This is a genomic window from Pseudomonas rhizozeae, assembly GCF_031583775.1.
Taxonomy (GTDB): Bacteria; Pseudomonadota; Gammaproteobacteria; order Pseudomonadales; family Pseudomonadaceae; genus Aquipseudomonas.
Window position 1 is genome coordinate 9519 of the sequence record NZ_JAVLSB010000017.1, and the last position, 23957, is coordinate 33475.

General features: G+C 65.6%; 4 protein-coding genes. All 4 read left to right on the forward strand.

The window, feature by feature from the left end:
- The first annotated feature begins 692 nt into the window (after positions 1-692).
- Genes RG836_RS03010 through RG836_RS03025 form a run of 4 tightly spaced genes read left to right on the forward strand, consistent with a single transcriptional unit; the run spans position 693 to position 23957 of the window.
- Complete coding sequence (locus RG836_RS03010) at positions 693-10442, forward strand: non-ribosomal peptide synthetase (protein WP_310843089.1); 9750 nt, start codon at positions 693-695, stop codon at positions 10440-10442.
- Positions 10439-14551 carry a non-ribosomal peptide synthetase gene (locus tag RG836_RS03015; protein WP_310843092.1) on the forward strand — a complete coding sequence of 1371 codons (4113 nt, stop codon included), beginning with the start codon at positions 10439-10441 and terminating at the stop codon, positions 14549-14551. Before RG836_RS03010 ends, RG836_RS03015 begins: the two co-directional genes overlap by 4 nt.
- Positions 14548-23715, forward strand: coding sequence for a non-ribosomal peptide synthetase (locus tag RG836_RS03020; protein WP_310843093.1), 9168 nt, complete (start codon positions 14548-14550; stop codon positions 23713-23715). Before RG836_RS03015 ends, RG836_RS03020 begins: the two co-directional genes overlap by 4 nt.
- Entirely contained in the window at positions 23712-23957 is a 246-nt protein-coding gene (locus tag RG836_RS03025; protein WP_310843095.1) for an MbtH family protein, read from the forward strand. Before RG836_RS03020 ends, RG836_RS03025 begins: the two co-directional genes overlap by 4 nt.

The window sequence follows — 23957 nt, forward strand, 5'->3', positions numbered from 1 at the left end:
CCCGTGCCAACGGCATGTTCGTAAGCGCGGGCACGTCGTCGAAAATGGTCGAAAGCGAAAATCCGACCGATGGCCTCTCGGACCCTGAAGACTTCGCGTGAATTCCCATTAACCGCTCTGGATCGGACGTCTCTAGCAGTTATGTCGTTTTAGTGGCCGGGCGTATTCGAAAGAAATCCTTTACGGACATTCATCACAGTCTGTAACTTTTTGTTTGCTTCACCGCTAGGGATCGTGGTTATTATCCGGCGGCGCTCAGGGCCAAAATCCCGGCGTCAAAGGATTGCCATGTGTCCACAGGCCCGGCAATCGCAGCCGATCGGGTCCACCCTAGCGCTGTCACCCAGCCCGAAGAAGCCCGATCGTTGACCCTCTGAAGTAAGTGAGGTTTCAATTGGTCAAGCGGTATGCAAAGGTCAGTGTCATGGGCAGGGCGGCCACCGTCGCCAAGGATCCTTTCCAATCTTCAGCTGTTTGCGATGCTCGCCTTGCCGTGCGCCTCGCCAGCCACTTCTCCGTCAACGTCTCGCGCAGTGCCCCCGCCGCCAGTGCCGTGAGCCCGCGCGCCCGCGCCGCACCATCGCCCTGATTGCGCTTGACCGACCCGACCGCCGTTGTCGGGCCTGACCGGCTGGGCGAAGAGCGCCCCGGCCTACACACAAAAATAACGTAGTCATGGACGGTAGCCTCCGATGTTCGATCATTCCTCTGTGCGCGGGACGACCTCCGCGCAGCCCGACGCTTTACCCGTAAATTCATCCAACGCCTGCAACGCTTATTGGCGCGAGCGGCTGGCGGGCGCTCCGAGCGTGCTGCCGCTGCCCACCGATCGGTCGCGGCCAGCGACCCTGGACGCGCACTGCGCAGCCCTGAACCTGGCGCTCGATAACGCGCTGAGCCAAGGCCTGCGGGCCCTGAGCCAACGCCACGGCACCAGCCTGGCGATGACGGTGCTCGGCGCTTGGGCGGTGGTGCTGGCGCGGTTGTCCGCGCAGCCGGAAGTCCTGATCGGCGCGCCCACTGCAGACGCCGGCAATACCTTGGTGCTGCGCCTGTCGCTGGCCAATGCGCCGACCACCCGGCAACTGCTCGCCCAGACCCGCGATGTGGTGCTGGGCGCGGCGGAGCATCAGGACATGCCGTTCGAACACTTGCTGACCCAACTCAACTGCGAACGCAGCCCAGCCTGGCATCCGCTGGTGCAGGTGCAATTCGCCTGGAATCAAGCGCGGCCGTTGCCCCACGGATTCGACCTGAGCCTGGAACTCAGCGATGTGGACGGCCACCTCAGCGGCCAGTTGCACTACGCCACCGCGATGTTCGACGCCGCAACCGCCGAGCGCTTTGCCAGTTATCTGGTGCGGATGCTGGAGCAAATGGTCGCGCAGCCGGAACGGCCGGTGTTGGCGCTGGACATGCTCGGCGCCGAAGAACGGCAACGTCTGGTGCACGATTGGAACAGCGCCGAGTTGTCCTTCGATGCCAGCCTCTGCGTGCATCAGTTGTTCGAAGCCCAAGTGCTACGCCGTCCCGACGCCATCGCCGCGCGGTTCCAGAATCAAAGCCTCAGCTATCAGGAGCTCAACGTCCGCGCCAACCGCCTGGCCCATCACTTGCGCAGCCTCGGCGTGCGCCCGGACGTGCGGGTCGGGCTGTGCCTGGAGCGCTCGCTGGACATGCTGGTCAGCGTGCTCGCGGTGCTCAAGGCCGGCGGGGCATATGTGCCGTTGGACCCGGCTTATCCGCAGGCGCGGCTGGCGCACATGCTGGTCGACAGCGCGCCGATAGTGGTGCTGACCCACAGTGCCGCACGGGAGGCCTTGCGCGCCGCGCTCGACGGTTCCGCCGCGGCCGCGCAAGTGCTGGACCTCGGCGATGCGCGGCGCTGGGCGGCGCAATCACCGCACAACCCTGATCCTCTCGCCGTGGGCCTGACCTCGCGGCACCTGGCGTACGTGATCTACACCTCGGGCTCCACTGGCACCCCGAAAGGCGTGATGGTCGAACACCGTGGGTTGGTCGCCGTCAGCGCGGCCTGGCAACCGTTGTACGCCTTGGGCGAACCGCTCAATCACCTGCAGATGGCCGGGTTTTCCTTCGACGTGTTCAGCGCCGACCTGATTCGCGCCCTGGGTTTCGGCGGCACCTTGGTGCTGTGTCCCCGGGAATCACTGATGGACCCGCCGGCGCTGTATCGGCTGCTGCGCGAGGCGCGGATCGATTTTGCCGATTTCGTGCCCGCCGTGCTTAACCCGTTGCTGGCCTGGGTCGAGGCCAATGGTCAGGACCTTTCGTTCATGCGCACCCTGGTCTGCGGCTCCGACATTTGGACCGCCCACAGCGCGCGGCAATTGCGCCGCTTGACCGGCGACGCAGTGCAAATCGTCCAGGCCTATGGCGTTACTGAAGCGAGCATCGACAGCACTTGCCACGAACTCAGCGCCGCGGACACCGCCCCGGCGAACCTCGCGGACAGCGTGTTGCCGATCGGCCGCGCCCTGGCCGGTAGCCGGGTGTATTTGCTCGACGCTTTGAGCGCACCGGTGCCGCTAGGCGTGGTGGGCGAGCTGCACATCGGTGGCGTCGGTGTCGCCCGGGGTTACCTGAACCTGCCGGCACTGACCGCCGAACGCTTTATCGACAGCCCGTTCGTGGCCGGCGAGCGGCTGTACCGCAGCGGCGACCTGGCGCGTTATCGCGCCGACGGCAACCTCGAATTCCTCGGACGCAACGACTTTCAGGCCAAGCTCCGAGGCCTGCGCCTGGAGCTGGGGGAAATCGAAGCTCGCCTGACCGACCTGCCAGCGGTGCGCGAAAGCCTGGTGCTGTTGCGTGAAGACTCGCCTGGTGAACAACGCCTGGTCGCCTATTACTTGACCCACGACGGCACGGTGCTGAATGCCGGCGCGCTGCGTGAGCAACTGCGGATCAGCCTGCCGGAATACATGCTGCCGACCGCATTCGTGTACCTCGACAACTGGCCGCTGACCGCCAACGGCAAGCTCGACCGTCCGGCATTGCCAGCGCCGGCCGCCGAAGCTTTTGATCAACGTGACTACGAGGCGCCGCAAGGTGCGCTGGAAAGCGCCGTCGCCGCGATCTGGGCCGAAGTGCTCGGCGTCGAGCGCGTGGGGCGTCAGGATCAGTTCTTCGCCCTCGGCGGTCATTCGCTGCTGGTGATGCGCGTTTTGGCGCACATTCGCCAGTCGATGGCCCTCGAAGTGTCGCCCTCGGCGCTGTTCGCCGCGCCGTTGCTGTGGCAGTTCGCCGAACGTCTGCAAGCGACGCCGGGCCAGCTTCGCGCCGCAATCAGCGCAGCTCCGCGCTCAGGCGCGCAAACGTTGTCGTCCGCCCAGCAGCGCTTGTGGTTCCTGGCGCAAATGGACGGTGGCAACGCCGCTTATCACATGCCGATGAACCTGCGTCTGCGCGGGCCGTTGCAAGTGCCGGCGCTGCAACGCAGCTTCCAGCAACTGGTGGCGCGGCACGAGGCGCTGCGCACGACCTTCATCACCGTTGAAGGCGAAGGCCGGCAGTTAGTCTCGCCGGCGGGGCCGGGCTTCACAGTCGCGCTGATCGATCTGCACGGTCATGCCGACGCCGAAGCCCGGCTCGCGCAGCTGATCGACGAGGAGGGCGCCAAGCCGTTCGATCTGAGCCACGGCCCGTTGATGCGCGTCACCCTGGTGCGCCTCGCGCCGGACGATCACGCCTTGTTATTGACCCAGCACCACATCGTCTCCGATGGCTGGTCGATGGGCGTGCTCACTCGGGAGGTGGGCCAGCTCTACGAAGCGGCATTACAGGATCTCGACGACCCGTTGTCGCCGTTGCCTGTGCAGTACGTCGATTACGCTGTGTGGCAACGCCAATGGCTGACCGGTGCGGTGCTCGAAGAACAGAGCCGCTACTGGCGCGAAACCCTTAGCGGCGCACCGGTGCTGCTCGAATTGCCGACCGATCACAAGCGCCCGCCGGTGCAGGATTACCTCGGCGGCTTCGTGCCGCTGGTGATCGACCGCGCGTTGACCGCACGTTTGAAAGCCCTGGGCATGCAGCACGGCACCACGCTGTTCATGACCTTGTTGGCGGCGTGGTCTCTGGTGCTCTCGAAGTTGTCCGGGCAGCACGATGTGGTGATCGGCGTGCCGTCGGCCAACCGCAGCCAGCAAGCGCTGGAAGGCTTGATTGGTTTCTTCGTCAACACCCTGGCTTTACGCATGACCCGCAGCGGCACGCCGACCGTGGGCCAATGGCTGCAACAGGCGCGTGACGTGGCACTGGGCGCCCAGGAACATCAGGATTTGCCCTTCGAGCAAGTGGTGGAACTGCTCAACCCGCCCCGCAGCCTGGCGCACAGTCCGCTGTTCCAGGTGCTGTTTGCCTGGGAGCAGGACCAGGGTTCCGACTTGCACCTGTCCGGCCTCGACATCAGCCCGATCGCCAGCAACCAGGCGATCGCCAAGTTCGACCTGCAACTGGCGCTCAGCGAGCGCGACGGGCAAATCGTCGGTGGCCTCGAATACGCCTCCGGGCTGTTCGAGCGCAGCAGCGTCGTGCAATTCGGCGAGTACCTGCGTCGGGTACTGACGCAGATGGCCGAGGACAGTGAGCAGTCACTGGCGAGCATTCACTTGCTCAGCGCGGCCGAGCACCAGCAAATCGTTCACGACTGGAACCACACCGCCGACGACAGCTCGAACGCGCCGGATGGTGTGGCGCGTTTCGAAGCCGTGGCCCGGCGCAGCCCGGACGCCGTGGCGCTGCTCGCCGAGCGTCGGCAACTGAGTTACGCCGAGCTCAATCAAGCGGCGAACCGCCTCGCGCATCACCTGATCGCGCAAGGCGTGCGCCCCGAAGATCGGGTCGGGCTGTGCCTGGAACGCTCGCCCAACATGGTCATCGGCCTGCTGGCGATCCTCAAGGCTGGCGCGGCTTATGTGCCGTTTGACCCGGCATATCCGCACGAACGCCTGGCGTTCATGTTCAATGACGCAGCGCCGAGTTTGCTGTTGACCCAAAGCAGTTTGCGCGATGGATTGCCGGTGGACGCCAGTGACCTGCCGATCTGCTGCCTCGACACTGATTCGGCGCATTGGGCGCAACTCGACGACGGCAACCCGCGCGTCAGCGTCAGTCCCGAGAGCCTTGGCTACGTGCTCTACACCTCGGGCTCCACTGGGCGGCCAAAAGGCGTGGCCCACACACGACGGGCGCTGGACAACCTGATCGCCTGGCAACTGCAGCAAGCGCCAACGCCCCGGCGGGCGCTGCAATTTGCCTCGCTGAACTTCGACGTCTCGTTCCAGGAAATCTGCAGCACCCTGTGCAACGGCGGCAGCCTGTTGCTGATGAGCGAAGACAGCCGCAAAGACCTCGCCGCGCTGCGCCCGACCCTGGTGGCCGAAGGCGTGCAGCGGGCGTTCCTGCCGTTCGCAGTGTTGCAGCAACTGGCTGGGCTGACCGAGGCGGATGCGCCGATCCCGGCCGCTGGCTGCGAGATCGTCACCGCCGGCGAAGCGTTGCAGGTCAACGATGAACTGCGCGCCTTTGTCCGTGGCCTCGGCGGCGCCCAATTGCACAACCAATACGGCCCGACCGAAACCCATGTGGTCAGCCAGTTCAGCCTCGATTGCGCCGACGCCGAGCAGTGGCCGGACGCGCCGCCAATCGGCCGGCCGATCGCCAATGCCCGTTTGTACGTGCTGGACGCCGACATGAACCCGGTGCCGGTGGGTGTGGCGGGCGAGTTGTACATCGCCGGTGCCTGCTTGGCGCGAGGTTACCTGAACCGTCCGGACCTGACTGCCGAACGTTTTGTGCCGGACCCGTTCAGCACCGAACCCGGTGCGCGCATGTACCGCAGCGGAGACCTGGCGAAGTTCCAGGCCGACGGCAACGTGCAATACCTGGGACGCATCGACCAGCAAGTGAAATTGCGCGGCTTCCGCATCGAACTCGGCGAGATCGACAGCCTGCTGCAACAGCAACCCGGCGTGCAGGAAGCGGCGGTGCTGTTGCGTGAAGACAGCGTTGGCGACAAGCGTCTGGTGGCCTATGTGGTGGGCAGCGCGACCGGCGAAACCTTGCGCGCGGCGCTGCAACAACACTTGCCAGAACACATGATCCCCAGCGCCTGGGTGGCGTTGGCGCAATTGCCGCTGACCCGCAACGGCAAGCTCGATCGCCAGGCATTACCCGCGCCGGAGCGCAGCGCCGGTGCCTTGTACGAAGCGCCGCGCGACGACAACGAACGGCAGATGGCACAGATCTGGGCCGAGGTGCTCAAGTGCGAGCGGGTCGGCATCCACGACAACTTCTTCGACCTCGGCGGCCACTCGTTGCTGGCGACGCGGATGATCTACGCGATCAACCAGCGCATGGGCGCGCAGCTGTCCCTTAGCAGCCTGTTCAAGACCCCGGTGCTGATGGACCTGGCGGCGCAAGTGCAGGCCGGGCGCGGCGACGAACCGCTTGAGGCTGCCTTCGTACAGATCGAAGCCGATCGCGCGGCGCGGCATGAGCCGTTCCCGCTCACCGATATCCAGCAAGCCTACTGGTTCGGCCGCGAAGCCACGGTCAGCCTCGGCGGCGTCAGTGCCCACGGCTATGAAGAACTGCGCATTCCCGACTTTGACGCGGCGCGTTTCGAACAAGCGCTGAACCGCATGATCCAGCGCCACGACATGCTGCGCGTGGTGTTCCTCAGCGACGGCACCCAGCAAGTCCTGCCCAGCGTGCCGCACTACCCGATGCCGCGCAGCGACTTGCGCGGCTTGCCGGCCGAGGTCGCCGAGCAAAGGCTGCGCGCCACCCGCGAACGCCAGTCGCACCAGGTGCTCGACGCCAGCCGCTGGCCGCTGTTCGAGTTCAGCCTGTCGCTGCTGGACGACCACATCACTCACTTGCACATCAGCCTCGACGCCTTGATCGTTGACGCCGCCAGTACGCAGATTCTCGCCCGTGAGCTGATGGCGTTCTACGCCGATCCGAACCTGGATTTGCCCGAGCCGGGTCTGACCTTCCGCGACTACGTGCTGGCCGAACAGCGCTTGCGCCACGCCGGGCGCTACGAGCAAGCCCTGAGCTACTGGCGCGAACGGGTCACCACCCTGGCGCCGGCGCCCGATCTGCCGCTGGTGCGCCAGCCAGAGAGCATCGCCAATCCGCACTTCACCCGCCGCGATCGTGACATGTCGGCCGCGCAATGGTCGCAACTCAAAGCCGTGGCCAAACAGTTCGCGGTGACGCCATCGGTGATGCTGCTTACCGCGTTCAGCGAAGTGCTGGCGCTGTGGAGCCGCCAGCCGCGTTTCACCCTCAGCCTGCCGCTGTTCAACCGCTTGCCGTTGCACCCGGACGTCGACGACATCATCGGTGACTTCACCTCGCTGGTGCTGCTGGAAGTCAGCATCGACGGGCCTTCGAGTTTCACCGACAAGGCTCGCGCGGTGCAGGCGCGGCTGTGGCAAGACATCGATCATTCGGTGGTCAGCGGCGTGCGTGTGCTGCGCGAATTGTCCCAGGCGCGTGGCGTGCAGCAGACCGCGATGCCGATCGTGTTCAACAGCACCTTGTCGGAAGCCGCGCCGGAACTGGCCGAGTTCAACCTCGCCGATGCGCTGAATGCCCGGCACATGCACAGCATCACCCAGACCCCGCAAGTGTGGCTCGACCACACCTTGCTGGAGCTGGAAGGGCGGTTGCTGTTCAACTGGGACAGTATCGACGAACTCTTCCCGGACGGCATGATCGAGCAGATGTTCGTCGCCTATAACGGCCTGCTCGATCGTTTGCTGGAACCGGCAGCATGGGGCGCCAGCACCCCGCAACTGTTGCCCCAGGCACGCTTGCCGGCGCCGGTCGACGACGTCGCGAGCGTGCCCCTGATGCACGAATTGTTCGAGCGCCAGGCCCAGGCGACCCCGGATGCGCTGGCGGTGATATCCAAGCACCGGCACATCAGCTACGGCCAGTTGCGCCAGGAAGCGCGGCAACTCGGCGCGCAGTTGCAGGCCCAGGGCGTGGTGCCCAATCGACTGGTGGCCGTGGTCATGGAGCGCGGCTGGGAGCAAGTGTTGGCAACCCTGGCGATCCTGTATGCCGGCGGCGCTTACCTGCCGATTGACCCGACGCTGCCGGCGGAACGGCGGCGGCATATCCTCGAACGGGCCGATGTGCAGATCGCCCTCACGCAACCCTCATTGCTCGACTCGCTTGAGTGGCCGGCAGCGGTCAGTGCCATCGCCGTGACCGACGCGGCCTCGGCCGTTCAAGTGCCATTGCAAACAGTGCAACTGGCACCCACCGACCTGGCCTACGTGATCTACACCTCGGGTTCCACCGGCCAGCCGAAAGGCGTGGTGATCGACCATCGCGGCGCGGTCAACACGCTGCTCGACATCAACCGGCGGTTTACCGTGGGCCCGGAAGATCGAGTGCTGGCGATCTCGTCGCTGAGCTTCGACCTGTCGGTGTATGACTTCTTCGGCACCTTGGCCGTGGGCGCGGCGGTGGTAATTCTCGAACCGCAACTGGCCCTCGACCCGGCGCATTGGCTGGGGTTGATCAAGGCGCATCGGGTCAGCCTGTGGAACTCGGTACCGGCGCTGCTGGGCATGTTGCTCGAATACGTCGAAGGCGAGGGCGGGGCGCTACCGGCCAGCCTGCGAGTGGCGATGCTCTCCGGCGACTGGATTCCACTGACCCTGCCCGAGCGCGCCTGGGCCTTGCAGGCAGATTTGCAACTGATCAGCCTCGGCGGCGCCACTGAGGCGTCGATCTGGTCGATTTACTACCCGATCCGCCACGTCGACCCGGCGTGGCGCAGCATTCCCTACGGCAAGGCGCTGGATCACCAGCGGTTTTATGTGCTCGACCAGGCCCTGCAACAGCGCCCGACCTGGGTTGCGGGGCAGTTGTACATCGGCGGCATCGGCCTGGCCCAAGGGTACTGGCGCGATGAACGCCTGAGCGCCGGCAGTTTCTTCCCGCATCCGTTGACCGGCGAACGCCTGTACCGCACCGGTGACCTCGGGCGTCTGCTGCCCGACGGCAACATCGAATTCCTCGGTCGCGAAGACAATCAGGTCAAGGTCCAGGGTTATCGCATCGAACTCGGGGAAATCGAAGCGGCGCTCAACCGTCATCCCGGCGTGCAAAGTGCGCTGGTGCGGATTCTCGGTGACACCCTCGGGGAAAAACGCCTGGCCGGGTATGTGCTCAAGGCTGACCCGGCGTTACAGGCCGACGATCTGGTCCAGTACCTGGCGGACAAACTGCCGGCCTACATGGTGCCGTCGTCGTTCACCTTCGTTGACGCCTGGCCGCTGTCGGCCAATGGCAAAGTCGACCAGAAACGCTTGCCCGAACCCTCGCAGCTACAGGACAGCGGCCCGGCGCTGCAAGTCCAGGGACCGCAGGAACAGCAACTGGTGGCGATCGTCCAGAACGTGTTGCAGCGCGAGGCGATTGCCGCCAGCGCCAATTTGTTGAACCTCGGCGCCACCTCGATCGACATCGTGCGCATCAGCAACGCCTTGTCCAGCCAGTTGCAATTCCGTCCGCACGTCGCGCAACTGCTCGCCCAGCCGACGCTGCTGAACCTGCTGGGCATGTACCGGCAAAACCTGGCGCGGCAAGACCTGCTCGACAGCACCAAGGCATCGCTCACGGTGGCCGACGAAGTGATCGAGGATGCCGAGGAGCGCGCGCGATTCAAGGCTGATCAGCGCGGGCGTCGGCAATTCGAGCGCAGCTTGCCGGCGGTGCCGTTGAGCCTGCCGCAAGACCCGGCGTTCGCCCGGCGGTTCAGCGAGTACCGCTCGGTGCGCCAGTACGATCCGCAGCCCATCGCCACCTCGGCATTCGCCGGGCTGTTGGCGGCGTTGGCCCAGGGGCAACTGGACGGCGAAGTGAAATACCAATTCCCGTCGGCGGGCGGTTTGTACCCGATCCAGGCGTACCTGTACGTCAAGCCTGACCGGGTGTTGGGTGTACCGGCCGGAGCTTATTACTACGATCCGCGCCAACATCAATTGCAGGCGCTCAGCCACGACTCACTTGACCCGGACACCTACGACTATTTCGTCAATCGGCCGGTGTACGAAAACGCCGCGTTCGCGCTGTTTTTCATCGCCGACCTGGCTGCGATCCAGCCGCTGTATGGCGAGCGCAGCCATGACTTCTGCCACATCGAAACCGGGGCCATGGCGCAACTGCTGAGCATGACCGCCGTCGAGCACGGCCTGGGCCTGTGCGGCACCGGAGTCATCGAGGAACAGCAATTGCCGGGCTTGTTCGAGCTGGGGCCCGACCATCGCTTGATCTACTCGATGGTCGGCGGCCGGCGCAGCCTGAATGAACAACGCAGCACGCAGGTCGAGGCCTTTGCCCCTGACACGCCGGACGACGACAGCGACATGGAGGAGATTGAACTATGAACGCCGATCAATTGCTGGCGTTGTTCGCGCGCCATGGAGTGGTCCTCGAAGTCGATGGCGACAAGCTGCGCTGCAAAGCGCCCCGAGGCTTTCTTACGGAAGAGCGGGTGCAGGCGCTGAAGCGCCACAAGGATGAGCTGATCGCGCTGCTCGGCGGCCAGGGCGACGCGCCGATTGCCCGGCGTTCGGCGCAACAGTACGCCTGGCCGTTGTCGTTCTCGCAGCGGCAGTTGTGGTTTCTTGATCAACTGGAACCGGGCAACGCTTTCTACAACGTACCCACCGCCGTGACGCTCAAGGGCACGCTGGATGTACCGGCGCTGGAGCAAGCGCTGAACGAATTGATCGCCCGTCACGAAACCTTGCGCACGACCTTTTGCCGGGTCGATGGCGAGCCGCGCCAAGTGATCCACGCGCCGACGCCACTTCGCTTGCCGGTCAGCGACCTGCGGGCACTGTCAGCCGCCGAGCGCGAGCGCCAAGTCAGCCTTGCAGTCGATCAAGACGCCAAGGCGCCGTTCGACCTGGCCACCGGGCCGTTGCTGCGCGCTTCATTGCTGCGCCTGGCGGACGACGAATACCTGTGGCTGTACAGCGTGCACCACATCATCGCCGACGGCTGGTCGATGGGCGTGATCCAGCAGGAAGTCGCGGCGTTGTACGGCGATTTCCTGCGTCACGACGAATCGAGCCTGCCGGCGCTGCCGGTGCAGTACGCCGACTATGCCTGCTGGCAACAACAGCGCCTCGGCGGCGCGGCACTGGAAAACCAGCTCGACTATTGGCGCCGCACCCTGGCTGACGCGCCGGCCCTGTCGACCGTGCCCGCCGATCGCCCGCGCCCGGTGGTGCAGCGGTATGTCGGCGCGACCTTCAGCTCGTCGGTGGACGGCGCGACCTTGCGTGAGTTGAATGCCCTGGCGCGGCAGACCCAGGGCACGTTGTTCAACGTACTGAGTGGCGCGCTGGGCGTGCTGATGTGGCGCTACAGCGGTCAGCAAGACCTGTGCATCGGCACGCCGTTCGCCAACCGCAGCCGCCCGGAAATCGAAGGGCTGATCGGCCACTTCGTCAACACCCTGGTGATCCGACAGCAGCTTGATCCCAACCAGACCTTCGCCGAACGCCTGCGCGAACTGCGCAGCCACTTGCTGGACATCCATGCCCACCAGGACGTGCCGTTCGACCGCGTGGTGGAAGCCGTCAACCCTGCGCGTGACAGCGGTTATTCGCCGCTGTTTCAGGTGATGCTGGTGTTGCAGAACACGCCGGGTGGCGCGGTGGACATGCCAGGCCTGAGCCTGGCGCCTTACAGCACCAGCAGCGCCACCGCCAAATTCGACCTGGCGTTTGAATGGGTCGAGCGGGAAGGGCGGCTGGACCTGCTGGTGGAATACAACACCGACCTGTTCGAGCGCTCGACCATTGAACGCTTGAGCGGGCATTACCGGCATTTGCTCGGGCAGATCGCTCAAGACCCCAAGCAGCCGATTGCCGCGCTGGCCTTGATGGACGACGCCGAACGCCACCGGCTGCTGGTGGACTGGAACCACAACGCGCCGTTGCCGCAAACCGCCGGTTGCGTCCATCACTTGGTCGAAGCCCAGGCCGCGCGTCACCCGCAGGCGTGCGCGGTTCAGTTCGAAGGCGAAACGCTGAGCTACGCCGAACTCAACGCCGAGGCCAATCGCCTGGCGCATTATCTGCGCAGCCTCGGGGTCGGCCCCGACGTGCGGGTCGCGGTGTGTGTCGAGCGTTCGTTGCCCTTGCCGGTGGCATTGCTGGCGGTGCTCAAGGCCGGCGGCGCTTATGTGCCGCTCGATCCAAATTACCCGCTGGGCCGCTTGAGCCACATGCTCAGTGACGCCACCCCAGCGGTGCTGTTAACCCTCGGCTCCGCCCACGGCGTGTTGCGCCAGGCGCTGCAAGGCTCAACCTGGGAAGCCCCGGTGCTCGACCTCGAGGCCGATGCCGGGCTGTGGGCCGGGCTCTCGGCGGACAACCCCGATCCGCGCAGCGTTGGCGTTAACCCCGATCATTTGGCCTACGTGATTTACACCTCCGGCACCACCGGCCTGCCGAAAGGCGCAATGGTCGCCCATCGTGGCTTGAGCAACCTGTTGCTGTGGTGTCTGCACATCTGTGGCGAAGCAGGGGCGATGCTGCACAAGATTCCCTTAGGTTTCGACGCCTCGGCCTGGGAAACCTTCTGGCCGCTGGCGACCGGCGGGCGGCTGGTGATTGCCCGGCCCGGCGGGCATTTCGAACCGGGCTACATGGCCAACGTGGTGCGCGAGCAACGGGTCACGGCGCTGGTGTTCGTCCCGGCGATGTTGCAGCTGTTCCTGGAAGTCGAGGCAGTCAGCCTGTGCACCGACCTGACCGACGTGTTCAGCGGCGGCGGTGAACTGCCGCCGGCGCTGGCCCGGTTGTTCCAGCAGCGCCTGCCCCACGCGCGCTTGCACAATGTCTATGGGCCGACCGAAACCACGGTGATCAACAGCGTCTGGACCCTGGCCCCCGGAGACCCGGTGCCGGCGCTGCAATTGCCGATTGGCCGGCCGATCCCCAACAACCGTTTCTACGTGCTCGATGAACGCGATCAACCCGTGCCGATTGGCGTCAGCGGGCAATTGCACATCGGCGGAGTCGGCGTGGCCCGCGGTTACCTGGGCCTGGCGCAATTGACCGCCGAACGCTTTATCGACAACCCGTTTGTGCCCGGTGATCGGCTGTACCGCAGCGGCGACCTGGCGCGCTACCGTGCCGACGGCCAAGTGGAGTTTCTCGGGCGCAACGACTTCCAGGTCAAGTTGCGCGGCGTGCGCTTGGAACTGGGGGAAATCGAGGCGCGGCTGGAGGCGTTCGTTGGCATCCGCGCCGCCGTGGTGCTGATGGTCGGCGACACCGCGCAGAACCAGCGTCTGGTCGCTTGCTGCGCGGTGCCCGAGGCGGTGGACGAGGCGGCGGTGCACGCGCACCTGGCGGCGACCTTGCCGAGCGCGGTGTTGCCCAGCGCCTACCTGTGGCTCGACGGCCTGCCGCTGACTGCCAACGGCAAGGTTGACCGCGTGGCATTGACCGCGCTGGCGGACCAAGACCTGGCCAACCGGCAGGTCAACCTCAGCAGCCCCCGTGACCACATTGAACTGACCCTGTACCAGATCTGGAAAAGCTTGCTGCTGGCACCGCAGATTGGCATTCGCGACAACTTTTTCAACGTTGGCGGCACCTCGATTGCGGCGATCAAAATGGCCCATGCCATCGGCGAAGCGTTTGCGGTCGACGTGCCGATCCGCGTGGTCATCGGCCACCCGACCATCGAGGCCTTGGGTGGCTGGCTGCGGGCCGGCGCGAGCCCGGCGGCGGCACAGAGCAACCTGATCGAATTCCGTCGCGGCGCCGGCCAGCGCAACGTGGTGTGCATTCACCCGGCGGGCGGCACCGCGTTCTGTTACCTGTCGCTGGCCAAGGTGCTGCCGGACAGCGTCGGGGTGTACGGCGTGCAATCGCCGGGGCTGAATCCTGGGGAGGCTACCGAACCCACCGTTGAAGCGATGGCCGAGGCCTATCTGCGCCTGATCGAACCGCTGAGCGCACAACCGCTGGTGCTCACCGGGCTGTCGTTCGGTGGTCTGGTCGCCTATGAAATGGCCCGGCGCCTCACCGCTGCGGGAAAACGCCAGGTGACCGTGGTCTTGCTCGACACCCAGGGCTCGGATGACCCCTCATTCCGCGAGCAGATCGGCACCGTCGACATGGCCGAATTCCGCGACAAACTGGTGCGCTTCAACGGCATGTACCCCGGCATCGAAGACGCCCAGGTCGAACGCTATTTCCATCTGTACAACCACAATCGCCTGGCCATGGCCGCTTACACCTGCGAGCCACGGGCCGGGCGGGTGGTGCTGATTCAGGCGCGGGAGGGCTTCAGTCGCCAGCAGTTGCATGAGCTGCGCGGGTTCTGGCGGCGCCGCGCCGGGGACGGTTATTGGGTGAAACTGGTCAATGGCGGCCACTGGGACATGCTCGAAAGCGCCGAAGTACACCGGGTCTCGCAGACCCTCAAGCACGAGCTGCAACGCTTCGACGCGCAGGAGGCGAAATGATGAACCCGTCCATGAGTCATGCCGAACAGCCGTTGACCTTGCTCGCCCGATTCGCCGAACAACTGCGTCGCGATCCGCAAGCCCTGGCGGTAATCGACCAACAGGTGCAACTGACCTACGCCGAACTGGCCAGTGCCAGCGAGCGGATTGCCCGGGGCTTGCAACAGCGCGGCGTGCAGCGCGGCCAGTCGTTGGCGCTGTGCCTGCCGCGCAGTTGGCAAAGCGTGGCGGCGATCCTCGGGGCCTTGAAGGTCGGCGCCGTAGTGGTGCCGCTGGATGGCGCCAGTCCGCTGAAACGCCGTGAACTGATGCTGGCCGATGCCGGCTGTGTCGGCGTGCTGAGCCCTGACGAGGCGCCGGTCTGGAATGCCGCGCCGGGCGTCTGGCAGGCCAGTGTCGAAGCGCTACTCGATCACCCGGATCGTCCCGCGCAACCCTTGGCCACCGAGTTCGCCGAGGTAATGTTCCTGTTCTACACCTCCGGCACCACTGGCACGCCGAAGGCGGTTGAAGTCGGCGAACGCGGACTGCTGCGCCTGGCGCAACCGGATGGCTACATCGACCTTGGTCCGGCAGAGCGCTTTGCCTGCCTGTCCAACCCGGCGTTCGACGCTTGCAGTTTCGAACTGTGGGCACCGCTGCTCAATGGCGGCTGCTGCGTGATCATCGCCGATGACGACTTGCTCGACGCCCGGCGCCTGGCCAATGTGCTGGAGCAACAACAGGTCGACAGCCTGTTTATGACCGTCTCGCTGTTCAATACCTTGAGTGCCGATTATCCGGCCTGTTTCGCCAGCCTGCGCCAGGTCTTGATCGGCGGCGAGCAAGTCAGCGCCGCCGCGGTGCGCGCCTGGTACCGTGCCAACCCTGGCAGCCCGTGCCTGATCATCAACGCCTACGGCCCGACCGAGTGCACCACGTTTGCCTTGTCGCACCCGATCGCCCGGGATTTTGTCGGCGACGCGGTGCCGATTGGCCGGCCGTTGCCTGACACTGGCGCGCGCGTGCTGGACCCGCAGCAACGGCCGGTGCCGGCCGGGGAAGTCGGCGAGTTGTACCTGAGCGGTAGCGGCGTGGCCCGTGGTTATCGCAACCGCGCCGAAGACACGGCTCGCAGTTTCCTGCGCCTGCCCGAACTCGATGGCGGCGCGCAACTGCATTACCGCACTGGTGACTTGGTGCGGGAAAACGCCGATGGCCTGATCGAATACCTTGGCCGGGTCGACCGCCAGGTGAAAGTGCGCGGCTTTCGCATCGAACCGGGAGAAATCGAACAGCGCCTGCTCGAACACCCCGGCGTGGCGCAAGTCTACGTCTGCACCCGACGCCACGCCGCCGAAGACCATCAATTGCTGGCCTTTATCGTCGCTCGAGAGGCCTTGGACTTCCGCCAGTTCGACGGCCATGTACGGGCGCAACTGGCGCCCTACATGCGTCCGCATCAGCTGTTCCTGCTCGACCGTTTGCCGCTGACCGCCAATGGCAAGATCGACCGTGACCAGTTGCTGGGCCAGGCACTGATCCCGTGGCGCGCGCCGCTGGACAGCTCCAGCGATCAACACTCACCGGCACTCGCCTGGCTGCTGGATCGCGCCCGCACGCTGCTCAAGCAACCGACTCTGGGTGCGGAGGACGACTGGCTCGGCAGCGGTGGCGATTCGCTGAACGCCATGCGCCTGCGTTCGGCGATCCGTAGCCAGTGGCAACGGGAAATCGCCGTCGGTACCTTGCTCAGCGAGCCGTTCACGGACCTGGCTCAACGCTTGACCGTTGACCAAACCAGCGGCCGGGCCTATCCCGCCGCACCACCGGTCAGCGGCGCCCGGCGCTTGCCGGCCACCGCCGAGCAACGGCGGCTGTGGTTGTTGCAGCAACGCACGCCGACCTCGACGGCTTACAACGTGCCGCTGATCCTGCATCTGGCGTCGGGGGTTGATGTTTCGGCGTTGGCGGAGGCAGTGCAGCGGTTGGTGGCGCGCCATCTGGGGTTGCGCACCTCGTTCGTGGCCAGTGCCGAGGGCCTCGATCAAGTGATCGCCGAGCAAGGCGCGGCGTGCCGGGTCTTTGCGCCGGGGCACTTCACCGAGCAGACCTGGCCGGCCTTTGCCGCGCTGGTGTTTGGCACGCCGTTCGAGCTAGGCACGCCTCATCTGTTCCAGGCCTGGATACTGCCGTTCGCCGACGGCAGTTGTCGGTTGTTGCTTAACTTGCACCACATCATCGTCGATGGCTGGTCGATGAACCTGCTGTTCGACGATCTCGCCGGGTTGTACCTGGATGTGCTCGCCGGTCACGCCAGCCCTGAACCAGCGCCACGTTTGACCGCACTGGAATTTGGCCAGTGGCAGGGGCAATGGAGCGTTGACCCGCACTATCGGCAGCAACGCCGGGCTTTGGCCGAATTGCATCGCCAGCGGCCGACGCCGTCCCCGGCATTGCAACCGGCTCGCCCGCTCAGCCCTGATGCCAGGCTGCATCGCGAAGCGCTGGGCAGCGTGCGCAGCGCTGGCCTCGAACGCTTTTGCAGCCAACAGCGCCTGACTCGTTTCGAAGTGCTGTTCAGTGTCTTCGCCTGGAGCCTGTACGCCTTGACTGGTTGCGAACGGCCACGGATCGCCAGCCCGGTGTCGAACCGGCCGCTGGCGGAATTCGAAGACGCGGTGGGCATGTTCGCCAACACCGTGCTGATCCCGACCGCGCTGGATAACGCGCTGCCGTTGAACGAGCAATTGCAGCGCCAGACCCTCACCGTACGCGAAGTGCTGGCGTTGCAGGACGTGGCCCTGGCGGACGTGGTGGAAGACTTGCGGCTGTCGTCCAGCGCGGCGTTGTTCGATTTTATGTTCGTGCTGGAAAACACCGATTACGCCGGCCTCGCCGACTCCAGCCTGCGGGCCAGCCTGGAATTGCCCGAGACCTTGCAGGCCAAGTGTCCGTTGACCTTGCTGGTGGTGGGCGCCGGGTCGCAGCTGGAATGCTGGTGGGAATACCAGGGCAGCTATTTCGATGCGGCGCAGATCGCGGCGATCAACAGCCTGTTCCGTCGTGGCCTCGACCTGTTGCTGGAAACCCCGGACGCGACCCTGCACACACTGCTCACGCCTTATCGCCGGGGCTTGCCGGCCAGCAGCGAAGGGCGCCGCAACGAACCACCGTTCAGCACTATGGCGGACTGGTTCGAGCACCAAGCCCATGCCACGCCCGACGCCATCGCACTGGTGGCCGGGCCACGGCAACTGAGTTATGCGCAACTGGATGCGCTGGCCGACACCCTGGCCGCGACGCTGATCGAACAGCATCCGCTGCAGTCTGCCAACGGAGCGCCGCTGCATGTGGTGCTGTTTCTCGAACCGTCGGTTGAACACATCGTCGCCTTGCTGGCCCTGGCCAAACTCAACCTCACCGCCGTGCCGCTGGACCCCGGTTATCCGCCGGCGGTGCAGCGCCAGGTGCTGGAACAGGCGAACCCTCATTGCCTGCTGTCCAGCACCGCGACCGAAGCGGCATTGCAGACACTGAACAACGGGCGTTTCGCCGAGCATCGAATCGAGCTGGACGCCCCGGTGCGCGGTTTCGAACGGCCACGGCATCGCGGCGAGCGACCGCTGTACACGCTGTTCACCTCGGGCTCGACCGGTACGCCAAAAGGCGTGCAGGTGCCGGACCAAACCTTGTGCAACTTGCTGCACTGGCAGTGTGGCGAAGGGCGGTTGCCGGCGAAATCGGTGACCTTGCAGTTTTCCATGTTGTCGTTCGACGTATCGTTCCAGGAGATCTTCAGCACCCTGTGCGGCGGCGGCAGCTACCACTTGATCACCCCGCGCTGGCGCCAGGATGCTGAAGCACTGTTGGCCTACCTGGTGACGGCGCGGATCGAACGGCTGTTCCTGCCATGCGTGGCGTTGCAGCACCTGGCGCAAACCGCGATCGCCCAGGGCATTTATCCGCCAGCGTTGCGCGAAGTGGTCACGGCAGGCGAGCAATTGCTCTGCACCGAGGCACTGAAAACCTGGTTCAGCGCTTTGCCCCAGGCAACCCTGTTCAATCATTACGGCCCGACGGAAACCCACGTGGTCAGCGCTTTTCGGTTGCCGGCGAACGCCGCCGATTGGCCGTTACGCGCCCCGATTGGCCGGGCCGTGAGCAACGCGACCTTGCTGCTGGTGGATGAGCACGACCGGCCACTGCCCAGCGGCGCGCGCGGTTACTTGCTGGCGGCGGGGCCGATGATCAATCGCTGCTACCTGGCGGACGCGGCAATGAACGCCGCGCGCTTCGTTGAACTGACGCAGGCTGACGGCGGCACGCGGCTGTTCTACCGCATTGGCGATCTGGCCTGGGCCGATGCCGATGGTTGCCTGCACTACGTGGGGCGCGACGATCAACAGGTCAAACTCAGCGGTCATCGCCTGGAACTTGGGCAGATCGAAGCGGCGCTGATGCAAATGCCGCAGGTGGTCAACGCGGTGGTGACGATTCAGGCCGAACCGCCGAGCCTCTGCGCGTACCTGCAGCTGTCCGGCACACCGCCCACGGCGCAGGTGCTGGATCGCCAGGTCGCGCGGCAACTGCCGGCCCATGTGCGCATCGACGAATACCGACGCATCGACGCCTGGCCGCGCACGCCCAGCGGCAAGGTCGACCGCAAGGCCTTGCAGGGGCGCGGCGAGGCGCTGGAACGACGTCGCGAGGCGCCCGCCGCCGCACCGTTGAACCCGCTGGAAGCGCAGTTGAGTGCGTTGTTCAGCGCGGTGATCGGCCGCGAGATCGAGCCCGAGCAAACCTTCTTCGAGGCCGGTGCCACCAGCCTCGGCCTGATGCGCCTGCATGCGCGCTACAACCAGGAACTGCCACACCGGGTAAGCATGGCCGACCTGTTCGAGCAGGTGACGGTGCGACGCCTGGCGGCGCATCTGTCGAAGGCGCCGACGGTCCAGGCTGCACGTGCGCGCCCGGCGGACAACGGCGAGCAACCGATGGCGATCATCGGCATGGCGGTGAATGTCGCCGGGGCGCAGAACCTCGACGAATTTTGGGCCATGATCCAGGGCAACCGTGTCGGCATCGAGCAGTTTGCTGCCAGCGAAGGGCGGGTCGGGGCGCGCAGCCAACTGGCGGGCATGCTCGATTTCGACCCCGAGTATTTTGGCATCAGCCGCCAGGAAGCGCGGCTGATGGACCCACAGCAACGACATTTGCTGATGGCCTGTGTGCAAGCGCTGCAACACGCGGCGATCGTCCCGCGCGCCGACGGCCCGCGCATTGGTTTGATCGCCAGTGGCGGCGAAGCCACTTACTTCCAGCACATGCTCCGCGAGAGCGCCGACGGTGATTTGCCCGACGGCTTCCAGATGGCGCTGCACCACGACAAGGACTTCCTTGCCACCAAAGCCGCCTACCACCTCGACCTCAACGGCCCGGCCCTGAGCGTGCAAGCGGCGTGCGGCAGTTCGTTGATTGGTGTGCACTTGGCCAGCGCCATGCTGCGTCAGGGCGACAGCGATGTGATGCTGGCGGCGGGGGTGTTGATCGACCCGACCTTGACCGACGGTTATCGCCATCGTTCGCAGCATATTTTTTCCAGCGATGGCCTGTGCCGGCCCTTCAGCGAAGACGCCAGCGGCACCATCGGCGCCAGCGGTTATGGCGTGGTGGTGCTCAAGCCACTGGCCCGGGCGCGGGCGGATGGTGACCGCATCTATGCGCTGGTCGAGGCCTCGGCCCTGAACAACGATGGCCGGGCGAAAATGAGCTACACCGCGCCGTCGGTGGCGGGGCAGAGCGCAGTGATCGGCGAGGCCCTACGCAAGGCCGGGCTGCGCGGCGCCGACATCGGTTACCTGGAAGCCCACGGCACCGGGACTTTGCTCGGCGACCCGGTAGAGGTCGCAGCCCTGAGCAAGGCGTTCGGCGATGCCCCGGCGGGCAGTTGCGCGCTGGCCTCGGTGAAAAGCCAGATCGGCCATTTGGGCGCGGCGGCCGGTGTGGTCGGGCTGATCCGTGCGACGTTGGCGGTGTATCACGGCGTGTTGCCGCCGAACCTGGGGTTTTCCCGGATTAATCCGCAAATCGATCTGCAGCATTCGCCGTTCTACATTCCGACCACTGCGCAGGCATGGCCGCCAGGGCGGCGGCGTGTGGCCGGGGTCAGCAGTTTTGGCATTGGCGGCACTAATGCCCATGTGATTGTCGGCGCGGCGCAGCAACCCGAGGCCGAGGCGGGCGAGAGTCCGGCGTGGTTGATGATGTCGGCCAACAGCCGTGCGGCATTGCTGCGCGACGTCGCGGCGATTGAAGGGTATTTGCAGGCCCACCCTGAGCGTCAGGCTGACGTGCTGCGGCATCTGCACAGCGGTCGGCGACCGTTGCGCTGGCGCCTGGCGGCGGTCTACCGGTCGGGGCAGGCGCTGGACACTTCGGCGATCAAGGAAGTCACGCCGTCCAGCGTGCGTGTGCAGGCCACCGAACATTCCGCCCAGGCCTTGATGGACGCCTGGCTCGACGGTGCGAACATCGACTGGCCGCCGCGTTCGGCGCCACCGCCCTGGGACTTGCCGCCCTCGAGTTTTGACCTTGAGACTTATCGCTTTCAGGTTTCGGCGCCGGTTGCCGAGATCAAGGCGCCGGAGCCATCCGGTATCGAGCGGCAACCATTGGCGGACTGGTTCTATCAGCGCCAATGGCTGCGCACCCGGCGTTTGAGCACAGGGCCAACGATGCAGCGGCAAACCCTGGTGATCTGCAGCAACGACAGCCCTGATCCGGCGCTGCTGGAGCAACTCGGAGCGGTGTATCAACGGCTGGTCCAGGTGCGCGCGGGCAATGCGTTCAAGGCACTCGGCAATGATCGTTTTGAACTTGACCCGTTGGAGACCGATGGGCTGAATCGCCTGCTGGCGGAGGTTTGCCCAGCGACGCTGGGTGAACTGGATTGGCTGCACGCGTTGCCGCTGTCGGTCACTGGCGCAGTCAATGAACAAAGCCTGGCGGCGGCGCAATGGGCGTGCCTGGACACGGTCAGCGCGCTGATGCAGGCCTGGGGGCAAGCCCCGCGGGCAGCCAGGCTGCGGCTGTGGTTGATGTCGTGGCAGGCCTGCCCGGTGGACGGTGCGGTGCGGCGCCCCGAGCTGGCGGCGCTGGCCGGGGTGACCGAAGTGTTGCCTCAGGAATACCCGGTGCGCTGTCACTGGCTCGACTGGCCTTCGGCGCAATTGGGAGCGGAAGCGGGGGCGCTGGCGGCATTGCTCGCCAACCCGACGGACTTGCCGCGACGGCTGGCGGTGCGCGGGGATTACCTGTGGCAGCCACGACTGATCGCCAGTCCATTACCGGCGCCGGCCGTCGTGTCGACACTGCTGCCGCTGGACGGCACGTTTGTCGTGCTGGGCGGTTCCGGCGGCATCGGCAGCACGTTGTGCGAGCACCTGTTGCAGGCACCCGGGCGGCGGGTGGTGTTGCTGTCGCGACGGGCGCAATTGCCGCCAGCGCTGGCGGCACAGGCCGGGCGTATCGATCTGGTTCAGGCTGATATCGGCGACCTGGCGCACTGGCCCGAGGTGCTGGATCAACTCAACCGACGTTACGGCACGGTGGCCGGGGTGATTCACGCGGCGGGCGTTGGCGCCGGCAGCCTGATCCGCCACCGTGACGCCCGACAACTGGGCGAGGCGATGGCGGCCAAAACTCGCGGCATGCTCGCAGTCGAGGGCATGATCGAACGACTGGCTCCGGGGTTCGTGCTGTATTGCTCGTCCATGTCGGCGCTGTTTGGCGGCGCCGGGCACCTCGATTACGCGGCGGCCAGTGGCGTGCTCGACGGTTTCGCCCACTACCAACGGAACGCCGACAGTGGCTGCTTGCGGCTGGTGATCAACTGGGACATCTGGCGCGACATCGGCATGGCCACCACCCATGGCGCCGGGGATGCCGCGCATCAGCAGCATTTGACGGTCGGCCTGACGGCACAGGAAGGCTGCCGGATCTTCGATCAAGCGCTGGCGGCGCAGTTGCCGCAGTTGCTGATCTCCACCACCGGCCTCGACACCGCGCGACAGTTTTACCCGGTGCGTCATGCGGCCGGCAACGCGCCGGTAGAGGCGCCGACAACGGCCATGGATGTACCCGCCCACTTGCGCGATTGCCTGTGCAAGTGGCTCGGCGTCAGTAGTCTCGAGGACGACGATTCGCTGTATGACCTGGGCGCGGATTCACTGACCTTGCTCGATCTGATCGATGAACTGCAAGCGCTTACCGGCGAGGAATTCCAGCTGTCGCAGTTCAGCCACAAGGTCAGCCTGACGGAAGTGCTGGGGTTGATTGAGGCAAGTGCGGTCAGCGCGCCGACTTCCGTGCAAGACACTTGGGCCAGCGCGGTGCAGATCGATCAATGGCAGGCGGGTGCCGGCCGGGACTGGCTGTACCTGATCCACCCGGTGGGCGGCGATGTGCAGGCTTATCGTGAGCTGGTCTCGGCACTGCATCCGGACCTCGGCGTGCGGGTGATTGCCGACCCGGCATTGCGCCTGCCGGAGTTGCCGAACATCAGCGTGGTGGAGCGGGCGCAGTTGTACCTGCAGGCTGTGCAAGTGCTGCAAACCGAGAGCGATTCCTGGCACTTGGCGGGATGGTCGTTCGGCGCCTGGGTGGCGCAGGCCATGGCCGGGCTCGCGGAGGAGAACGGGCTGCATGCATCGGCACTGTGCCTGATCGACCCGCCGGCGCCGGATGCCGCTGCTGAGCTGGCACTGATCGACGAGCAGCAAATCCAGCAGGTGTTCCAGCGTGAGTTCGCCTTGCGCCGGCCCGACGCTACCCCGGACAGCGCTGCGCAAGACGTGCCGCGTTACCTGCAAAGCCTGATCGTCTGCTGCAAAAACAACATGGCAAGCATGGCCGGCCATCGACCGTCGCGCCTGGCCCACACGCCGGTGCAGTTGTTTGTTGCGACCCAGGCCAATCCCTACGGGATGGGCCACGCCTGGCAACCGGATGATTTGCAGCAGGCCTGGCACCAATTGCTGCCCCAGTTGCGTCACTGGCAGGCGCTGGACACCGATCACTACGGCATCGTCGCCGGGCAATGGGCGCGATTGATCGCGGAAGCGATCAGCGCCGGGTTGTTGGATTCCCCAACGCTGAATCTCGACAAGGAGAGCAACGAATGAACGACACAGACGCGCAATTCGAGGTGGTGACCAACGACCAAGGTCAGTATTCGCTCTGGCCGGTGGGTAAGCCGATGCCGATCGGCTGGACCGCGGCGGGGTGGCGCGGTGAGCGTCAGGGATGCCTGGATTACATTGCCGAGCACTGGACCGATATGCGGCCGCGCTCGTTGCGCGGCGAAATGGGGGCGCACGAACGGGTGCGCGACAGCGGTGGGTTAGCGAGCGGGGACAGGGGCTGA